This window comes from Gordonia sp. L191 (assembly GCF_030077625.1).
GTDB classification, from domain to species: Bacteria; Actinomycetota; Actinomycetes; order Mycobacteriales; family Mycobacteriaceae; genus Gordonia; species Gordonia polyisoprenivorans_A.
Genome location: NZ_CP125996.1, coordinates 1,061,280 through 1,082,025, shown reverse-complemented (window position 1 = coordinate 1,082,025; position 20,746 = coordinate 1,061,280). Strand labels below are relative to the sequence as shown.

The window sequence follows — 20,746 nt, the reverse complement described above, 5'->3', positions numbered from 1 at the left end:
ATCTCGCCCACCACGCCCTCGGGCACCGGACGCAACCGCTCATCGAGAACATGAATGCCCAACGACGCCAACGGGCGACCGATGAACGACGCATCGCCGGCCGACACCACCGTACGATCCAACGGCCGGAAACTCACATGCACCGTCGTCTCGGTGATGCCGTACATGTTCACCAACCGCGCGTCGTCGGCAGGATTGTCGTCGAACCACCGGCGTACCTGCTCGAAACTCAATGCCTCGCCGCCGAACACGATGTAGCGCAACGCCGACGAGAACTCCGGCACCCGTCGGCGGGCCTGCGCCACCTGATAGAACGCCGACGGCGTCAGGTTCACCACCGTCACACCCTCGGCGGACAGCAATCGCACGAACTCCTCGGGAACCCGCGCAACCTCCCGGTCCACCACCACCAGACGGCCACCGGTCAGCAGCGGCCCCCACAACTCCCACACCGAGAAGTCGAACGCATATGAATGGAACATCGTCCACACGTCGTCGGCCCGGAAATCGAAATCGCCGGCAGCGGTATCCATCAGCGTCACCACATCACGATGGGTGACCTCCACCCCCTTGGGCCGGCCCGTCGACCCCGACGTGTAGATCACATATGCTGGCGAATCCGCATGCACCACAGCATCATCGAATTCGACTCCCACGCCACCGGCGACCAGCGACTCCACTGTCACCACATCCACGCCGGCACCCAGCTCGGCCCACAAGCCCAGTCCCGACGACACCTCATCGGTCACCACCACCCGCGGCGCGGCATCTGCGACGATGAACCGCAACCGATCCACCGGATTGGACACGTCCAACGGCAGATACCCTGCGCCCGCACGCAACACACCCACGATCGCCGCCACCAGGTCCACCGACCGCGACGGTGCCACCGCAACCAGATCACCCTCGCGCACGCCACGGGCCCGCAACCCCGCGGCCACCGCCGCCGAGCGCTCGCCGAGCTCTGCGTACGACAACGACACCGACCCGGCCGTCACCGACCCACGCTCGCCGAAGCGCCGCACCGAACCCGCGAACAACTCCACCAGCGAACGCCCCGAGTTCGCGGTCACCGTCACCGGTGCCACCAACGACCGACGGTAGCTGTCCTCGTCCACCAACGGCACCGATGACACCGAAGCACCCGGATCCGCCACCAACGCGCGCAACACCCGAACAAGAATGTCGGCGAACACATTCACCTGGCCCGCGTCGAATGCGGCAGGAAGATATTTGAGTTTGAGCTCTATCCGATTGCCGATGACACCGCTGACGAGGTTGAGCGGGTACTGGGTGGCATCAGAGGCGCTCAGATCCTTGATCCCGATTCCGCCGACAGAACCTGCGCCGGTGAGCGATTCGGCATTCACCGGATAGGACTCGTGCACGGTGAGGGTATCGAAGAGCGGCCCCTTGCCGACCAGCGCGGCCAGGTCGGGCAGACCGATGTGCTGGTGGTCGAGGACCGCGATCTTGCTCGACTGGATCGTTTCGAGAATATGCGCCATGGCGGCGCCGGGATCGACGTCGACCACAGCGGGCAGGGTGTTGATGAACAAGCCGACCATGGTCTCGACGCCGTCGAGATCGGCGGGGCGGCCCGACACGGTCTCACCGAACGTCACCACCTGATCTCCGGTGATGCGCGAGAGCAACGACGCCCACGCGAACTGCATCACCGTCGAGACGGTGACACCCCGCGTCCGGGTGAGTTCTTCTATGTCCGTGGTCAATTCCGCGTCGAGAAGAACACTGTGGTCACGCGGGCGCAGGTCGGTGGTGGCCTCGAGCCGTGGCGCGAGCAGGGTCGGTTCGACGACGGCATCGAGAACCGATCGCCAGGCGCCCAGACCGGCGTCGGTATCGACGTTCGCGATGTGGCGTAGATAATCCGCATAATCCCCGGCGCCGGTCGACCTGGACGCCGTGTAGGCGTGGCCGGTGGCGTAGAACGCGAAGAGATCAGCAAGGATGAGCGGCGACGACCAACCGTCGATGAGGATGTGGTGGCTGGTCACGATGAGGACGGACTCCGTGCCGTTGCGCACGAAGACGAATCGCATCAACGGTGCCGATTCAAGATCGAATGGGCGGGAACGTTCGGACTCGGCGAGCGTCTCGATGGCCTCGACATCGGCCGATTCGACGAGTTGCCACGGTACCTCGACCGTCTCGGGGACGACGGCAACGACCTCACCGCTGCCCACACGTATGTAGGACGAGCGCAGCACCCGGTGCTCGTCGAACAGGGCTTGCACCGAGCTGCGCAGGCGGTCGGCGTCGATTTCGCCGTCGAGCGTGACCACGGCCTGGGCAACGTAGACATCGACGGCGCCGTGCGCGTGCCCGGCAGCAGCAAGTTCGGACTGGAAGTGCAGACCGCGTTGCAGCGGCGACAACGGCCAGATCTCGGCGCGGGGGAATCGTCGTGCGAGGTCGTCGAGATCATCCTGGGTGACCTGCGCGCCGACGACATCCGAGGGCGATCGCCCCGGATCGCCGACCGCTGCGACGTACTCGACGATCGCACCGAGCTCGACTTCCCAGCGGCGGGCGAGATCGGCGACGTCGCCACCGTTCATCGCCCCCGCCGGGAATCCGAATCCGGCCTGTAGTGCTCGGCCCTCGGTCGTGACGATGGTTCCCGCGGTGATGGTGATCAGAGCGGTGACCGTCATCGCACCGCTGACCGTGCCAGGTAGACGAAGAGCATTCGGATCGGGTAGCAAAGGCCCAGCGACGCCATCGGTCGCCACGCCACCACTGACATTGCCGAGATAATTGAAGGCGATGGTCGGCAATGGCGCCGACGACAGTGCGCCGCCACGATCGAACCGCAGCAGCCCGAAGCCCACTCCGTGATCTGGCTGTCCGAGCCGCTCTTCCTTGGCCGCCTTGACGGTGCGCGCGGCCCCGCCGACGGGGTCGACCGCGATAGGGGCGACGGTGGTGAACCAGCCCACCGTGCGCGACAGGTCGACCGCACGGGGACTCTCGTCGGCCAGTAGCACTTCCTCGTAGCGGCCGTGCCCCTCGACAAGCATCGTGACCGGCGCCTCGTCGGCGATCCCCCGATCACGCTGCCACGAGCGGACCGCTCGCGCCAGCGCGGCGACGAGCGCGTCATTGACGTTGCCGCGGAAAGCTTCCGGTACCGAGGTGAGCAGCGGCTCGGCGAGATGCGGCTCGATGGTGTGCACAATCTCGGAGACGGTGGACATGCGATCACGGGTGCGATCGATCTCGACTCCGAGGTCGGTGGCCCGGCTACGGGCCGCCCAATAGCCGAGTTCCTGCCGGCGCGAATCGCGTTGGGAAGCGACGGCACCGATGAAGGCGCGCGCCGAGGTGGACTCGGGTCGCAGCGCGTATGCAAGCCCCCCGAGATGTTGTCCCCACGCGGTCACCAGGTCCTCGATGATCGCGCGCCAGGACACCGCGTCGACACCGAGGTGGTGGATGACGATGACGACGCGCCGCTGCTCACCGGTTCCGACGAGGACCGCCGATACCAGTTGTCCGAGTGCTGGATCGAGTCTCGTCGACGCCGCACCGAACGCGGCGACGATTGCTGCCGAAGCACCGCCGTCGGGGATGTCGGAGTGTTCGGTGACCGCGGTGTTCGCGTCGAACCGGCCTGCCCCCGACTCCAGATGCCACCGCCCGTCGAGTTCCGTCAACGTGGCCGTGAGCATCGGATGGTTGTCGACGACCACGTCGAGCAGCGCACGAAGTACCGGAAGCGTGAGCTCGTCGGGGGCGTGCAGCACCATCGACTGGGAGAAGTCGGCGAAGTCGGTGGCGGAGTCGGCGTGCTCGAGCAGCCACGAGACGACCGGTGGCATCGACATCGGCCCCGTGGCGCCGCCGCTGGGCTCCTCGAGTGCCGCAACGGCCGCACCTCGCCGCTCGACGGCGCGGGCAATGGCGCGAATGGTCTTGTGCTCGAAGATATCTCGAGGAGACACCTCGATCCCGACCGCGCGCGCCGCCGACGCCAGCTGGATCGACATGATGGAGTCACCGCCGATGGCGAAGAACGACTCGGTGACGCCGACACGCTCGACTCCGAGGAGACCGGCGACGATGCCTGCGAGGTGGTGTTCGATGAGATTCTCCGGTGCAATGTGCTCGACATCGACGACGAGGACCGGCTCAGGTAGCGCGCGGCGATCGAGCTTGCCCACCGGGGTGAGCGGAAGCGCATCCAGAACGACAATGGTCGCCGGCATCATGTACAACGGAAGCTGCTGTGCCACATGATCACTCAAGACCTGCAGCTCGACGGGTTCGCTCAGCACGACGTATCCGGCCAGCGATGCGACCACAGATTCACCACTGCCTGCAATTGCGCCGTCGGGTCGGACTCCGACCACAATGGCAGTGTCGACGGCGGGGTGGGCCGACAGCACCGACTCGATCTCGCCCAGCTCGATCCGCAGACCACGCAACTTGACCTGATCGTCGCTGCGACCGCCGTAGGCAAGAGACAGACCATTGTCGGTGGCCACCCACCGGACGACGTCGCCAGTGCGGTACATCCGCTCTCCTCGATCGGAGAATGGTTGCGCAACAAATCTTTGCGCGGTCAGCCCGGGCCGATCGAGATATCCGCGGGACAGACCGGACCCGACGATGTACAACTCGCCGAGCACACCGATCGGCACCGGGCGCAGACGACCATCGAGCACCAGTAGACCGACGCCGTCGATCGGGGGGCCGGTCAGCACGGGGTTTTCTGCGGACATCGGCGGTCCGATCGTGACGCCGATGGTGGTCTCGGTCGGACCGTAGAGGTTCTGGAAACGAACCCGCGTACTCCAGTGATCGCGCAGCGACTCCGGGACCGCCTCACCACCGGCGAAGACGGTGTGTAGGGACGGGAGTTCGGCGGGATCCAGTGAGGCGAGCACGGTGGGGGTCAAGAAGGTGTGGGTCAGCCGCTCGGACCGGATGAACTCCTGCAGCGGCGCACCGGCCACCGCGTCCGCGGGGCGATAGACAAGTGTGGCTCCTGCGGTGAAGGCCAGGAGATACTCCAGCACCGACGCGTCGAAGCTCGGCGACGCAAAACCCAGGACCCGGGCGTCCTCGGAGACGTCACCACGTCGCGCCTCCTGCACCCCGAAGTTGTGTAACCCGCGGTGGGTGACGCTGACCCCCTTGGGGCGGCCCGTGGAACCGGAGGTGTAAATGACGTAGGCGGTGCTGTCGATGCGCGCCCGGCCATGCAGCTCGTCTGGACGGACAGGTTCGGCGGAGCGCTCGGCCGTGGCGTTGGCGAACTCCGCGGTATCGACCGACAACCACCTGATCGGCTTCTGGCCCGAAACGACCTGCAGGTCGTCGGCCTGTCCACACAACCCGAGCTCGGCACCGGAGTCCTCGATCATCGTGCGGACGCGTTGCGGAGGGTAATCAGGATCTATCGGAACATAGGCTCCGCCAGTTTTCGCGACCGCCCAGATGGCGATCATCAACTCAACCGACCGCGGCAATGCCAGGGCTACAAGAACTTCCGGCCCGACACCGCACTCGAGGAGATACCTCGCCAGTCGATTCGACGCGACGTCGAGTTCGGCATAGGTCAGCGATCGGATCGGATCGCTGACCGCCACATGCCCGGGGCGGCGGGCGGCAGCCTCGGCAAAGATCTCCGAGAGCAGGACCGCAGGGGCACCGGGCGCGGTTCCCACCGGTGTCAACGCGACCTCCTCGCCACGCGACAGCAGCGGCGCGTCGCCGACCGCTGTCTCGGGCTGGGCGACGAGGTACCCGAGCAGGTCCACGAACCGCGACATCATGGTGTCGACAGTGTGCGCGTCGAAGAGGTCGGTCGCGTAGTTCACCCGTCCGGTCCACGCGCCGGTGCGTCCGGCGCGCACACCGACCGTCAGATCGACCTTCGCGGAGGTCTCCTCGATCTCCACGACACCGACGGCGAGGTCGTCGAGGTCGGCAACCATCGCCGACGGGTCAACGGGATTCTGCTCCACCGTCAGCAAGACCTGGGTCAGCGGCGCGAAAGCTTCCGAGCGCGCCGGCGACACGGCGTCGACGACGGTCTCGAACGGCGCGTCGGCATGGGCGAACGCGTCGAGGTCGGTCGTGCGGACCACGTCGAGGAAGTCGGCGAAGGTGGCGGCACCGTCGACCGCGGTCCGCAGGACGAGGGTGTTGACGAACATGCCGACCAGCGGGTCGAGCGCCTGATCTCCCCGGCCCGAGATCGGGGTACCGATCGCGATGTCATCGGTGGCAGCCAGACGCGACAACAGCACCGCCAGCGCGGCGTGGATGATCATGAATTCGCTGATCCCGCGTGCCACGGCGAGCGCGCGCACCGATTCTGCGGTGCCGGCGGGGATCTCGAAGCCGACCTCGGCGCCACGCATCGAGGCGACGGCCGGGCGTGGGTGCGTGGTCGGCAGGCTCAGCACATCCGGCAGACCGGCGAGCCGGTCGGTCCAGTACGCCAATTGCGCCGACACCACCGACCCCGGGTCTTCGGCCGAGCCGAGCACCTCCTGCTGCCACAGTGCCACGTCGGCGAATTGCACTGCCAGTTCCGCGAATTGCGGCGTGCGACCACGCGAGCGGGCATGGTAGGCGGTCACCACGTCGGTGACCAACGGGCGCATCGACTCGCCGTCGCCGGCGATGTGGTGCACCACGATGAGCACGATGTGTTCGAGATCCTCGACGCGCCGAATCCGGACGCGGATGGGATGGTGGGCGGTGACGTCGAATCCTGCTGTCGCGGCGGCGAACAGCTCCGACTCGTCGTCGACGACCGCCCAGTCCAGCCGCGAGCCGGTCAGTGATCGGTCGGTCACGACCTGACGCGGCGCGCCCTCGACGGACGGGAAGGTGGTGCGCAACACCTCGTGGCGGTCGATCACGTCGACCACGGCCGCGCGCAGCGCCGACAGGTCGAGTTTGCCGGTGAGGCGCAGGGCGATCGGGATGTTGTAGGCGCCCGAGGAGGTGTCGAACTGGTTGATGAACCAGATCCGTTGCTGCGCGTAGGACAACGGGATCTGCTCCGGGCGCGGGTGATGCGCCCGCACCGGTGCAAGCCCGGCACCACGGCCGGCCACCCGGCGTGCGAGATCGGCGACAGTCGGCGCGTCGAAGAGATCGCGGACGGCGATGTCGACGCCCAGTGCCGCACCCGCACGGGCGGCGACGCGCATGGCGGCCAACGAATTTCCGCCGATGTCGAAGAACGAATCGGTCACCGACACCTGGTCCACACCGAGCACCTCGGCGACGACGGCAGCGATGGTCGTCTCGGCCGGCGTCGACGGCGCGACGACCTCGGAGTGCGCCGCGGGCGCCGGATCGGGCAGCGCTCGGCGGTTGATCTTGCCCGCGCTGTTGCGGGGCATGGCATCGAGTACCACCCAGACCGACGGCCGCAGGTGCGCGAGCAGCCGGTCGGCGACCTCCTCGGCGATGACCTCGGTGCGAAGCGTATCGCCGGGGTGCCCGACCACGTAGGCGACCAGTGCGTCCCCGGCCGCCGACGATCGGACGTCGGCTGCTGCGGCGACGACGCCGGGAATCGACGACACCACGGACTCGATCTCACCGAGTTCGATCCGCTGCCCGTGCAGTTTGACCTGGAAGTCGGTGCGCCCCAGGTACTCGATGTCGCCGTTGGTGGTCCATCGGGCCAGATCACCGGTGCGATAGAGGCGCTGTCCCGGCGCGCCGGACAGGTCGGGACCGCAGGGGTCGGCGACGAATCGCTCCGCGGTCAGCGCACAGGCCCGGGCGTAACCACGGGCCATCTGGGGGCCGGCGAGATAGAGTTCGCCGGGCACACCCGCCGGGACCGGACGCAGACGTCGGTCAAGGATTCGGACCAGCACACCCGGGGCGGGCCGGCCGATCGTGACGGTCTCGACCGGCTCGGTGAGCGTCGCAATCGTCGTGTCGACGGTCATCTCGGTGGGCCCGTATTGGTTGATCACCGTCGCGTGCGGTGCCGCGGCGAGCGTGTGCTGCGTGAGCGCCGGCGTCAATGCCTCACCGCCGGTGTAGATCCGGCGCACCGTCGAGAGCGCGGCGGCCGCGTCGGAGACCTCGTCGAGGAAGACCGAGAGCATCGATGGGACGAACTGCACCATGGTGATGTCGTACTCGGCGAGGCTGCGGGCCAGGGCGGTCGGTTCGCGATGGTCGTCCACGCCCGCCACGACGGCGTGTGCGCCGACGGTCAACGGCCAGAACAACTCCCACACCGACGCATCGAAGGTGAACGGGGTCTTGACGAGTACGCGCTCGTCCCGCGGGTCGATGCCGGCGGGCGTGAACCACGTGAGCAGCGCAGTGAGGGCCCCGTGGGAGACGGTGACGCCCTTGGGTTGTCCGGTCGAGCCGGAGGTGAACAGCGTGTAGGCGGCGTGGTCGGGGCGCAGGGGTGCGAGCCGATCCCGATCGGTCACCGGGCGCCCATCCGCGCGTTCGAGTTCGGTCAGGTCGACGATGGTGACCGGCAGGCGATCAGCCGCGTCGGCGAAGACACCGAAGGCGTCGGGCACCGTCAGGGCCGCGGCCACCTGCGCAGTATCGAGCAGATGGGCGACCACCGAGGCCGGAGCCTCCGGGTCCACCGGCACATAGTGACCGCCGGCGACGATCACCGCGTGCACGGCCACGAGCATCTCCGGCGAACGCGGAATCCCGACGGCAACAGCAACATCAGGGCCGACACCGAGGTCGATCAACCGCCGCGCGAGGGCGTTGACCAAAGCACCGAATCCGGCGTAGGTCCAGTGTGTCGAACCCGCCGGACTCGAATGCTCAGCACGGTTCCCGGCGTCGACGACGGCGATCTGCTCGGCGTGGGCGAGGTGGGCCGCACCGAGTGCGTCGGCAACCGTGGCCGCTCCGGCGCGGACCGCGCCGCCCGACATCCACCGTTGCAGCGCAGCGGTTTCCGATGCGGAGAGAATCGTGGCGTCGCCGACCGGTCGCGCCGGGTCCCCGGTGAGCCCGTCGAGCGCACGGACGAACCGCTCGGCGAACACCTCGACGGTCTCGGGATCGTAGAGGTCGGTCGCGTAGACGATCGATCCCTGCCATCCGCTCGACAAGTCGGCGATACCGACGGTGAGATCGACCTTGGACGAGATCTCGGGCGGCTCGGCGGCACTGACGCGTAGCCCACCTGCAACGCCGATATCGACGCTCTGCGAGGCCAATTCGGTGATCGCGGACTGATCGAAGGACAACCACACCTGCGCCAGCGGCGCATACGCCTGGGACCGAATGGGGTTCACCCGCTCGACAATCGCCTCGAACGGCAGGTCGGCGTGGGCGAGGGCCTCGAGATCAATCCGTCGGGTCTCGGCGAGGAGGTCGTCGAAGCTCATCTGCGGCTCGACGGTCGTCCGCAGGATCAATGTGTTGACGAACATGCCGACCATCGGGTCGAGAACCGATTGGCCGCGACCGGCGATCGGGGTGCCGACGGTGATGTCGTCGGTCGCCGAGAGTTGCGCGAGCACCACCGACAGCGCGGCGTGGGCCACCATGAACGGCGTCAGGCCGCGTTCGCGTGCCAACACCCCCACCCGTTCGGACAGTTCGGCGGGCACGTCGAAATCGACTCGGGCGCCGCGCTGCGAGCCGATCGCCGGGCGGGGCCGGTCGGTCGGTAGCTCGATCACATCGGGGGCACCGTCGAGTTGGGTTGCCCAATACGTCAATTGCGCGCCGATCAGGGAGTCCGGGTCGTCGGCGGCACCGAGGACCCGCTCCTGCCAGAGCGCGACGTCGGCCATTTGGACCGGCAGTGGCGTGAATTCGGGTGCGTGGCCCTGTGAGCGCGCCTCGTACGCGGCGATCAGGTCGGCGACCAGCGGGGCCAACGACTCACCGTCGCAGGCGATGTGATGCAACACGAGCACCATCACCCAGGAGGTTGCCGACACCTGGGTCAGCCGGACCCGGACGGGTAGCTCGTCGCGCAGGTCGAATCCTGCGAGAAGCGCTGCGCGCGCTTCGAATTCGTCGCCGATGCGCCAGTCAAGTGCGGCTTCGGCCACGGTCATCTCCGCGACGTGCTGGACCGCGGTGCCCTCGGTCTCGGGGTAGGTGGTGCGGAGCACCTCATGCCGGCGCATGACGTCGAGCAGTGCCGCGCGCAGGGCGCCAGTGTCGACATCGCCGTCGAGCCGCAGCACCGCGGGGATGTTGTAGGCAGCCGACGCGGAGTCGAAGCGGTTGATGAACCACATCCGTTGTTGGGCCAGGGACAACGGGATTCGCTCGGGGCGGGGCACGACGGACTCGATGGCCGGCAGGCCCGGGCGGGTGGCCTCGGCGGTGATCGCGAGTTCGCGGACCGTGGGCGCCTCGAACAGATCCCGCACGCTCAGGTCGACCCCCAGCGTCTCCGCGGCCCGGCCGACGATCCGCGCCGCGAGCAATGAGTTGCCGCCGACGTCGAAGACCGAGGTCGTCACACTGATGTCGTCGAGCCCGAGCACCTCGACGACGATCGCCTTCAGCGCGGTCTCGGTGGCCGTCGCGGGCGCGACGATCTCGGTGTCGGCGGTCAGATTCGGGCGCGGGAGCGCCGCGCGATCAAGTTTCCCGTTGCCGGTCAACGGCAACGAACTCACCTCGACAACGACATCGGGGACCATGTAGTCCGGGACCGCTCGTCCCGCGATCCGTCGTACCTGCGCGACATCGAGGCCGCTGCTGTCACCGGCGGCGCCGTACGCGTCCTCTTCCGCGACAACGTATCCGACAAGGATCTCGCCGCGCCCCGGGAGGTCGATCACGCGAGCCGCTGCAGCGCTGACCCCCTCGGCCCCCAGCAGGGCTGCTTCGATCTCACCGTACTCGATGCGGAATCCGCGCAACTGCACCTGATCGTCGCCACGTCCGAGATACTCGATGTCCTCCCCGACGCGACGCGCGAGGTCACCGGTCCGGTACATCCGTGAACCGTCCGCGGCGAATGGGTTGGCGACGAAGCGGGTCGCACTCAACGACGGCCGCTTGCGGTATGCCTGAGCGAGTTGTGTGCCGGTGACGTACATTTCACCGACGACGCCCTCGGGCACCGGCCGCAGCCGGCCGTCCAGGATGTGGATGTCGAGCGAGGAGAGCGGACGCCCGATGAAGGAGGCGTCGTCAGCGGCGACCGCGCCGCGGTCGAGCGGCCGGTAGCTGACATGCACCGTCGTCTCGGTGATGCCGTACATGTTCACCAGTTGTGCGTGATCGGCGGGGTTCTCGTCGAACCATCGGCGGACCTGCTCGAAACTCAGTGCCTCTCCGCCGAAGACGACATAGCGCAGCGACAGCTCCACCGGCGCCCGGCGCCGTTGCGCGACAAGCTGGTAGAAGGCTGACGGTGTCTGGTTGAGGACCGTGATCCGCTGCGCAGCCAACAATTCGAGGAACGCACCGGGGTCACGGGACACGTCGCGGTCGACGATCACCAGCCGCGCGCCGGTCGTCAAGGGCCCCCAGATCTCCCACACCGAGAAATCGAACGCGTACGAGTGGAACAGCGTCCACGCATCGTTGTGGTCGAAGGAGAAATCGTCCGCGGCCGCCGCGAGCAGGGCCACCACCTGACGGTGCGACACCACCACGCCCTTGGGTTTTCCGGTCGACCCGGAGGTGTAGATCAGGTACGCGGGTAGCCGGTCGTCGATTGCCGCTGCGGCATCCGGCGATCCGGCACGCACGGTTGTCACCTCGGCGAACCGACGCTCGATCTCCGCCGGGGAGACCAGCGGCACCACGGCGTCCGTCCATTGCGCGGCGAGCTCGTCGTCGGCCAAGACCAGGAGGGGCTCGGCGTCGCCGATGATGGACAACGCACGCGCGGGCGGCTGGCCACGGTCGAGCGGCAGGTACGCGGCACCGGTGCGCAAGATCGCCACGAGAGCGACGATCAGGTCGACGTCGCGGGGCAGCGCGACGCCGATCAGTCGGCCCGGGCCGGCGCCGGCATGGCGCAGTGCGTCGGCGAGATGCGCCGACCGCTCATCGAGTTCACGGTAGGTCAGATCGCGATGGGTGTCGCTGACCGCGGTCCGGCCGCCGAAGCGTGCCACCGCCGATCCGAACAGTCCGACAAGCGATCCCAGATCGTGGCTGCCGACAGCATCGAGCGCGCGGATGCGCACCTGCTCGATGGCGCGTCGTGTGGCCTCGGCGAGATCCTGCGGCGTGTGCCCGGGCGACATCAGCGCACGCGTCACACCCGCACCGACCGCCGCCTCGGTGTCGAGTCCCTGGGTGGCGAACACCTGCGCCGTCGCCGCGACCTGCGTGTGCAGTTCGGCGAAGGTCACCGGGCCGGCAGGCGCATCGATCGCAATCGAATTCGGCACGGATCCGGCTGCGAAGGCGATCAGATGGAGAGTCGACGGGCGCGGGCCCCAGGTCTTGGCGATCGCTGAGGCCCTTGAATCGACTTCTGTCACGTTGGAGTCATTCCCTTATTCGCCATGTTCGCCACCCCGTTGCTCGAGGTCCCGTTGAACGCCTTGCCATTGAACGCACTGCCGTTGTTCGCGCTGCCGCCGACCGGGGCTCCCGCCGAATCACCCACGGCGACCAGCGAATTCGATCGCAGCTCGCCGAGGACGTCCCCGAGCGCCTGCGGTCCGGAGACGGCGACATCCGGGATCAGACTCATGAGCGCGGTCGTCAGTGCCGAGTCGGCGTCCGGTAGCGCGCTCGCCATGGTATCGGTGATCGCCGACAGCACCGCGAAGGTCACCTCGGTGCCGTTGTGACTGGCCGCCACCGCATCCGGAGCGGCGTTGGCGGCCGCCGCGACGAGCTCGGGGATCGACAGCGAATGATATCCGTGGCCCGCGTCGTCGAGTGCGGCCTGCGCTTCTGCGTCGGTGGCGATGGAGATGTCGTCGACGAGGACCTGCGGGTTCTCGGCGACCTCCTCGAGCACCCGCAGATACCGCTGCGCATGCAGCTCAACCGAACTCCGGTTGTAGAGATCCTTGGCGTAGATCAACTGACCCTTCATTGCATCGGAGTCCTTCGTGCCAGGTGTTGCGTGCGGATCGTCGGGGAACAGTGTCAATTGCAGATCGACCTTGGCCGGCACCAGTTGTTCGGACACCGGGGTGATGGTCAGATCGGCCAGATCCACTGTCGGGAAAGCGAAGTTCTGATAGGCGAACATCACCTGATAGATCGGGTGATGGCTGGTCGCCGGCGCCGCCGCAACCGACGACACGATGGAGTCGAAGGGGACGTCGGCGTTGGCCATGTCCGACAGGTCGTCGTGCCGAACCCGCTGGAGTAGCTCGGCGAACTTCTCCTCCTCACGGATCTGGGTACGCAGTGCCAAGGTGTTGACGAACATCCCGATCACGCCGTCCAGCTCGGCCTGCTCGCGACCTGCGAAGGGCGTGCCGATGACGATGTCGCGCTGCGCCGTGATCCGGCTGAGCAGCACCGCGAACGCGGCATGCATGACCATGAACAGGGTGGCATTGTTCTGGCGGGCAACGGCGTCGAGCCTGCCGACCAGCTCGGCGGGAACCTCGAAGACGATCTCGTCTCCGGAAAACGTCGGTACACGCGGCCGTAACCGGTCGGTGGGCAACTCGAGCCTCGCCGGCGCACCGGCCAGCCGCTCGGTCCAGTAGTCCAACTGCCGCGCGGCCTCTGTCCGGCCGTCTGCGCCTTGCGTGCCAAGCCAATCATGGTGCCACACAGCATAATCGGCGTACTGTACGGCGAGCGGCTCCCACGCCGGTGCGACACCGCTCACCCGAGCGGTGTATGCGGCCATGAAATCGGTGGCCAATGGCATCATCGACGCGCCGTCGGCGGCGATGTGGTGCACCACGAAGACCAGGATGTGTTCGTCGGGGGCGACCGCCAGCAGCGCCAGTCGTAGTGGCGGCCCGGCAGTGACGTCGAACCCGCCACCGGTGACCGTCGCGATCTCGGCATCGACAGCGTCGCGGACGTCGCGCACCGACCGATCGATGCGAGTCAGAGCGTCCGCGGGCTCGACGACGAGCTGGACCGGCTCACCGTCGATCATCGGATACATCGTCCGCAACGACTCGTGTCGGCGTACCAGGTCCGCGAAGGCATCGTCGACACTCGCCCGGTCGAGCGCTCCGGATAACCGGAGCGCGATGGCCACGTTGTAGACCGGCGACGCGGGATCGGCTCGATTGACCAGCCACATGCCTCGCTGGACGGCCGACAACGGCGCGCTCGTGCCGCGCCGGGCCGGGGCCAACACCGGCCGGTGGTGTGGGGTGTCCATTCCGCGTACGTGCTGTGCGGCCTCGCGGACCGACGGCGCGTCGAACACCGCCGCCAGCGGGACCTTGATTCCGAGTTCGGCGGACAATCGGGCGGCAACCTTGGTGGCGCTCAAGGAGTTTCCGCCGAGATCGAAGAACGACTCGGTGACGCTGACCTTCTCGACACCGAGGACCTCGGCGAAGACCGACCCGATGATCCGTTCGGTTTCGGTGCTCGGGCCGACGAACGGAGCGGTGGCCAGCACCGGTTCGGGCAACGCCCGGCGATCGACCTTGCCCGCCGAGTTGAGCGGCATCTGCTCCATCGGCATCCAGATTGTCGGCACCATGAACTCCGGCAGGTGCTCGGCGAGGTGGGCCGCGGCCGTGTCGGGTGCCACGGTGTCGGGCGAATAGTAGGCGACCAGGTTCTGACCGGCGGCCAACTCGATCACCGTTGCCGCAGCGTGCACCACGCCCGGGACGTTGACCAGCGAGGCCTCGATTTCGCCGAGTTCGAGGCGCTGTCCGCGAAGCTTCACCTGGAAGTCGTTGCGCCCCAGGTATTCGATGTCGCCCGAGGTGTTCCACCGTGCGAGATCGCCGGTGCGGTACAGACGCGATCCCGGAGGTCCGAACGGATCTGCCACGAACCGTTCCGCCGTGAGCCTGCCCTGTGCGGCGTATCCGCGGGCGAGCTGGACGCCACCGAGATACAACTCGCCGGGGACACCCACCGGGAGCGGTCGCAGCCGGCGATCGAGGATGAACGTGGTGGTGTTGGCGACGGGTCGACCGATCGGGATCGCCGTATCGGTGGCGCCGACGTGATACTCGGTGACGTCGACCGCGGCCTCGGTGGGACCGTACAGGTTGTGCAATCCCAGGCCGGGCAGCGCGGACAGCACCGACCGCGCAGTCGGCGCCGCAAGGGCCTCCCCCGAGGTGAACATCAGTCGCAGCGAACTCAATTCGGCCATCCGGGTCGGCCCGGTCACGTCGGCGAACGTCGACATCATCGACGGCACGAAGTGCACCGTGGTGACGCCCTCGGAGTCGATCAACGACGCCAGATACTCCGGGTCTCCATGACGTCCGGGTTCGGCGATGACCAGACTGGCACCGACCATGAACGGCCAGAACAGCTCCCACACCGACACGTCGAAGGTGATGGGCGTCTTCTGCAACACCACATCGGACGTGCTCAGCGGGTAATGCCGTTGCATCCATTCGAGCCGATTGACGATCGCCCGATGGGAGACGGTGACGCCCTTGGGTTTTCCGGTCGATCCGGAAGTGAAGATGGTGTAGGCGGCATGATCGGGCAGTAGCGGCGCGATCAGCTCGTCGGTCGTCACCGGGGCGACGGCGTGTTCGATCGGCGCGGAAGCATCCACCCTGTGCACCCAGACGCGGTCGGCGAGGCCGGACACGACGGGAGGGAGCACACCGGGACCGACGAGCACCGAGCCGACGCCGGCCATCTCGACCATGTACTCGCCGCGGTCGAGCGGGGCGTCGGGATCGATCGGGACGTACTGTCCACCGGCCGTGATCACCGCGTGTAGCGCGACCAACAGCTCGACCGACCTCGGGATGCACACGGCCACAGCCACGTCGGGGCCGACTCCGACACCGATCAGCTCCCTGGCCAGGCTGTTGACGCGGTCGGCGAATTCGCGGTACGACACCCGCCGGCCGTCGTGGACGAGCGCCGTGGCGCGCCGCTCGGACGCCGAGGCCGCCAGCAGCAGGGGCCGGGTGATCTCCTCGGAGTATCCTCTCGACCAGCCCGCGACGACGTCCAATTCCGAATCCGGGAACCAGAACAAATCGTCGAGAGGTCGGTCCTGCTCCTCCTCGAGGGTCGCGGCCATCCGTTCCAGGATGTCGTGCAGGTAGTGGCTGAAGCGCTCGATCGTGCTGTGATCGAAGAGCTCTCGCGAGTAGGAGAACGACAACGAGATCTGCTCGGAGTGGTCAGCAACCGGACCGAACTCGATCACGTTCAGCGAGAGGTCGTACTTGGCGAACGGCGGGCGGGCGTCGATCAACCCCAGTCCCGACTCCGCATCAAGCCGGCCCACCACCTGATCGTGCTGCATGACCAGCTCCACCTGGAACAGCGGCGAGTGCGACCGGGATCGCCGGGCCCCCACCGCATTCACCACCTGCTCGAAGGGCACGTCGCCGTGACCGAGCGCCTGTGCGCGAGTGTGATGAGCCGAGGCGAGGAGGTCGGTGAGACCGTCAGCGGGCCGCACCCGGGTGCGCAGCACCACGGTGTTGACGAACATCCCGACGAGGTCGGCCAATTCGGGTTCGTCACGACCGGCGATGGCGGTGCCGATGGCGATGTCCTCGCCACCGCTGAGGCGCGACAGCAGCACCGCGAGCGCCGAGTGGAAGACCGCGAACAAGGTGACGCCGTGATGCGCGGCGAGGGCATGCAGTCGCTCGACGGTCTGTGCGTCGAGCATCGTGTCGACGTAGCCGCCGGCACCCGTGGGACGCGTGGGCCGCTGGCGGTCGGTCGGCAGCCCGATGAGCTCCGGCATGCCCTGGAGTTCCTTGCGCCAGAAGGCGATTTGACGACCCATCACCGAGTCGGCGTCGGACTCCTCCCCCAGCACCGAACGCTGCCACACGGCGAAGTCGGCGAACTGCACCGGCAACGACGTCCACTCGGGGGCCTGCCCCTGGGCGCGGGCGGCGTACGCGGTCAAGAGGTCGGTGATCAATGGCCCGAGGGAGGCACCGTCGGCCGCGATGTGGTGGACGACGACAACCAGCACGTGATCGACGATGCCGCCGGCCGTCTCTCCAGCGGCACTGTCCGCAGAGTCGGACACCGCGAGCAACCGAACTCGCAGCGGCCAGTCCTTGGTGACGTCGAAACCGGTCACCGACAGGTCTGCGATCCGGGCGTCGAGGGCTGAAGCGTCGACCGCCTCCGCACCGAAAACACCTGCAGCGGTGACGTCGTCGATCTCGCCGATGGACTGGAAGGTCTCGCCGTCGTCATCGGGGAACGTTGTCCGCAGCGGCTCGTGCCGGGATACGAGATCACCGACGGCGCCGGCGAGGGCATCCGCGTCCACGTCGCTGCCGAGCCGAACCGCGCCCGGGATGTTGTAGGCCCCCGAAGCCGGATCGAGCCGATTGATGAACCAGAGACGTTGCTGGCTCAGCGACAACGGGATGCGCACCGGCCGCTCGACCTGCCCGGGGAGCGGGAGGGCAGCGGCGTCCTGCGTCGGCACCGCTGCGGCGACGATCTCGGCGAGCGTGGCCGCTTCGAACACGTCCGACAACGACACCGACAGCCGCGCCACGCTCCGCAACCGAGAGACGATGCGGGCGGCGGTCAGCGAATCGGCGCCGAGCGCAAAGATGTTGTCGTGCATGCCGATGGGCGTCACGTCCAGGAGGTCACCGATCACCGAGGCGACGGCGATCTCCCGCGCGGTGGACGGTGCGATGAAGGCGACTCGCTCATCCCGGGCGAAGCGCGGCGTCGGCAGGGCGCGGCGATCGAGCTTTCCGTTGGCGGTCATCGGTAGCTGGTCGATCAGCATCACGAGGTCGGGGACCATGTAGGTGGGCACCGCCGCCCGTACCGCATCGCGGATCGAGGACTCGTCGAGGCCCGCAGCGGGATCGACAACCGCGTACCCGATCAGTTTGGCGCCACCGGCATTTCGCGCGTCGAGGACCACGGCGGCCGCAGCGGTGACGCCGCCGACGGAGCGCAGAGCGGTCTCGACCTCGCCGAGTTCCACACGGAACCCACGCAATTGCACCTGTGTGTCGGCCCGGCCCAGATACTGGACGTCGTCACCGACGCGGCGGCCGAGATCGCCCGACCGGTACATCCGACGGCCACTGCCGCCGGGGTCGGCGACGAATCGGCTTGCGGTGAGCGCCGCGCGATTGCGGTATCCCAGGGCCAATTGCTCACCGACCACGTAGATTTCACCGATCGCGCCCTCGGGAGTCGGTTGGAGACGGTTGTCGAGGATGCGCACACCCAACGTGGACAACGGTTGTCCGATCAAGCTGCTGCTCTCGCCCCGCACCAACTCGGGATCGAGCGGACGGTAGGTCACGTGCACCGTGGTCTCGGTGATCCCGTACATGTTGACCAGAGCGACGTCGTCACCGAAGGCGTCATACCAGCGCTCGACCTCGTCGAACCGAAGCTCCTCGCCGCCGAACACCATGTACCGCAACGACAACGGGGTCGGTGTGCGTCGACGTGCCTCGGCCAGGACGCCGAAAGCCGACGGCGTCAGCGAGACGACCGTGACATTCTCGCGCGCGAGCACCTCAAGGAACTCGGCGGGCGCACGCGCGACCTGACGATCCACGATCACCGCACGCCCTCCGGTGAGGAGTGGACCGAAGATCTCCCAGACCGAGAAGTCGAACGCATAGGAGTGGAACACCGACCACACATCGTCGGCACCGAACTCAAACTGCTCCAGCGCCGCGTCGAGCAGTGCGATCACGTTGCGGTGGGTGATCTCGACACCCTTGGGTCGGCCGGTCGACCCCGAGGTGTAGATGACGTAGGCGAGAGTGTCGTCGGATACCGCGGGCGGTACGGGCGCGGCCGCCCCCTCGGAGATCAGCTGGTCGACCGAGACCACCGGAAACGTTCCACTCCAGTCCGGTCGCGAGGCGTCGTCGTCGACGATGACACACACCGGAGCCGCGTCACCGACGATGAACGAGAGGCGGTCGACGGGGTTGCTGGTGTCCAGCGGCAGATATGCCGCGCCACCGGTGAGCACACCCATGATGGCCGCGACCAGCGTCGTGTGGCGTGCCGTAGCCACGCCCACCAGGTCGCCGGGCCCGACGCCGCGGGCTCGCAGGGCTGCAGCCACCGCGGCCGCCTGTGCCCCGAGTTCGCGATAGGTGACAGTGACGCCGCGCGCGTCGGTGAGCGCAGGTCGATCCGGATGGCGTTGCGCCACCTCGTCGAATCGGGAGACGATCGTCGCCGGCTCGCCCGAGCCGTGGACTGCGGGTTCGGGCAAGGCGGCCAACATCGCCCGATCGGCGGGCGTCAACATCTCGATGTCGCCGACCAGCCGATCGAGCGATTCAGGCGACAAACAGTTCTCGAGGAAGTGCAGGAAACGAGCGTGGTGGGCGTCGAGTTCGGCCTGGGTGTACAGGCCCAGATTGCCGTGAAGATCGACGACCAGCGGCGCTGAGGGCCCCGACTGATACATGTTGATCAGCAGATCCTCGAGAATTCCCGACGTCAGGATCCGATAGTCGGACTCGGTGCCGTCGATGGCGACCGGCTCGTCGAAGAAGACCATGTTGATCGCCGGGCCGAAGGAGGTCGAACTGGCGTCGAGTCCGGCGTCGCGCCGGATGTCGTCGGACCGGTATCGCTGGTGGCGCAGCGCTCCGGTCAGCTCGAGCTGCGCGGTGGCGATGAGATCGCGGACGGACTTACCCTGCGGATCGCGCAGCCGGATGGGCACGATGTTGGACACCATGCCGCCCGACCGCTTGATCTTCACGTTGGTGCGTCCGGTGATCGGCAGGCTCATCACGATGTCGTCGTTGGCCGTCACCCGTGACAGGTAGGCGCCGAATGCGGCGGTGAGCAGCACGGCAATCGAGCTGTTGCACTCCGTGGCCAGGGCTTCCAGACGGCGTTGCGACGCGGGCTCGAGCTCTTGACTCGACACGACATTGGCGAACGAGAGCGGCGCCACCGCCGCCGACCGCGTCGAGAGCGTGACCCGCTCGGGGAGGTCGACGACCCGCTCGAGCCAGTGCGCACGATCGGTCTCGCGCCGACTACTGCTCTGGTAGCTCTGCTCGTACTCGACGATCTCGGCCATCGTGGCGAGCTGCTTGTCGTCGGGAACCCGACCGCGCCGGATCGCGTTGTACCGATCGATGGTCCGTCGTACCCCGGTGAGTGCGGCGTAACCGTCCAGAACGATGTGGTGGGCGCGGTTGTAGAAGAACGTTCGTTCGTCACCGACCTGCAGAATTGCGGCAATGACGAATTGGTCGTTGAGCAGGTCGACGGGTCGCTGGTACTCCGCGCGCATCCACGCCAGGGCCGCACCCGCCGGGTCCGGTTCGGCACGGAAGTCGAGGATGTCGACCTGCTGATCGAAATCGAGGTCGACGAACTGCATCGGCACGCCGTCAACCTCGGCGAGGCGGGTGTAGGGCGACTCCAGGTGCTTGCCGACGTGGATGGAGCACTCGGCGAGCAACTCGATGTCGAGACCGCCCGGAGGATGACGGATGTCAAGGTACTGGGCGATGTTGACCGAATAGTCCGATGCCAGCGACTCGGCGAACCACATGCCTCGCTGAGCCGCGGTGAGCGGCAGGTACTGCAGCGGGGTCTCCGCTGCGACCTGCGCTTTCGCGCGATGCTCGGCGATCGCCACCTGTACCGACACCTCTCGTTTCCGACCGTCATCCAT

At 67.4% G+C, this 20,746-nt stretch carries 2 protein-coding genes (1 of these 2 running past the window's edge); both read right to left on the bottom strand.

What is annotated here, in order from left to right; genetic code table 11:
• Nucleotides 1–12,464, bottom strand: partial view of a non-ribosomal peptide synthase/polyketide synthase gene (locus tag QNM97_RS04920; RefSeq protein ID WP_283821839.1) — the 5' end (the start) only. 27,847 nt of this gene lie to the left of the window's left edge; 12,464 of the gene's 40,311 nt are visible here — the first part of the coding sequence; the start codon lies at nucleotides 12,462–12,464; its stop codon lies off the left edge, out of view.
• Nucleotides 12,461–20,746: a non-ribosomal peptide synthetase gene (locus tag QNM97_RS04915; RefSeq protein WP_283821838.1), complete on the bottom strand. Its 8,286-nt coding sequence runs from the start codon at nucleotides 20,744–20,746 to the stop codon at nucleotides 12,461–12,463. The genes QNM97_RS04920 and QNM97_RS04915 overlap by 4 nt, the downstream gene beginning before the upstream one ends.